Raw genomic sequence first — 1,297 nt, forward strand, 5'->3', positions numbered from 1 at the left:
CTGTAGATACTCTGTTCACGGTCAAGCTTTTAGTAGATGTTTTTCGCTGAAAAGCTTGGCCGTATCGAAATCCTCTCCAGCGCGTATGCAGGCCCACAAGCCTGTCAGGTATTTGCGCATAACCGCACAGATGGCCTGCATTTTTCGTTTTCCACGACCGACTAGCACGTCGTAAAAAGCCTTCACATAAGGATCGCAGCGGATCGCTGACATGGCAGGCATGAACATCGCCGAGCGCAGGTAGGCGTTGCCACCCTTGCTCAGGCGTCCGGGCTTGTCGATGCTCGTTCCAGACTGGGTCAGTCGCACGTCCAGCCCTGCATAACGACTGATCTGGGGGGATTTGAGCGTCACTGGCAGGGTCGTCAGTTCAGCCAGCACTGCAAATGTCGAGACCTCACCCATTCCAGGTGCAGCCATCATGTGATCAAACTGCTCCTGCAAAATTGGACAGCTAGCGATGATGTCTCGCCCGGCCCGCCTAAACCGTTCGATGCGCCTGCCGAACATCGCAATAGCTTCTTCCTCATCCTCAATCAGCATCGCTGAAGTTGTTTCGGTCGCTTGAAGGGCATGCAGCTCATTCTTCGCTCGGGTGCAGTGGCAGGTCAGACGGTTGATATGCCGGCCAATGGCACGCAACTCAAGCTGGGCGGGGCTTGGAGGAGTCCACAAGCGAGGCGTCATGCGTTCGCCGTACTCCGCTAGCAACTGGGCGTCGATGGCGTCCGTTTTACTGTGTTGAAGTATCAGTCTTGCAAAATTGCGGGAGCTTTTCGGGTTGATCACAGAAACCGGCAAGCCTGCAGTGCTTAACTCCAGGGCCAGATCCAGGTAATAAATCCCGGTGGCTTCCATGACCACAGAAAGCGGTTTGAGCGCTAACAGCTTTTTCACGGCAGCCTTGCGCCCCTTGGGCGTTTGAGCGATATCCCACGAGCCAGCTGCACGGCCTTTGTCACGCCATCCCATTGCTGTGGTGCGAGAACCAACATCCAATCCGACGTGAACACTCATGCTTTCCACTCCAAGGAAACTGGGTGAAGATGGCTCCTGGTTCCCCTGACCTCGAACTTCATGCCGCTGCAACCTTGTAATGCGAAGTCCGACTTGTCGGCTTCTCGATACTCTTCGTGGTGGGCAATGAGGCGGGGGAGCCTCTCTACAGACAAGGTCAGGAGCAAGTCCTGCCTTCAGGAGCGGTCGGCCTCCCCCAGAAACACATCTTTGAGACAACACCGAGGAGCTTAGCTGCTCTCGCCGGGTGTTCGGCCAACATACAAGGAGCGAGGCTTGC

Annotated in this window: 1 protein-coding gene; it reads right to left on the reverse strand. The window is 55.8% G+C overall.

What is annotated here, in order from left to right:
• Positions 1-21 precede the first annotated feature (21 nt).
• Positions 22-1,017 (reverse strand): IS110 family RNA-guided transposase, encoded by a 996-nt coding sequence (locus AC1RL4_RS29190; RefSeq protein WP_096480143.1) that lies wholly within the window; start codon positions 1,015-1,017, stop codon positions 22-24.
• Positions 1,018-1,297: the final 280 nt, after the last annotated feature.

Source organism: Pseudomonas sp. GW822-FHT07A10 (assembly GCF_058798795.1).

Bases quoted from the DNA above. Each gene is read 5' to 3' on its own strand.
- AC1RL4_RS29190 (WP_096480143.1), bottom strand. From the start codon at position 1,017: ATGAGTGTTCACGTCGGATTGGATGTTGGTTCTCGCACCACAGCAATG.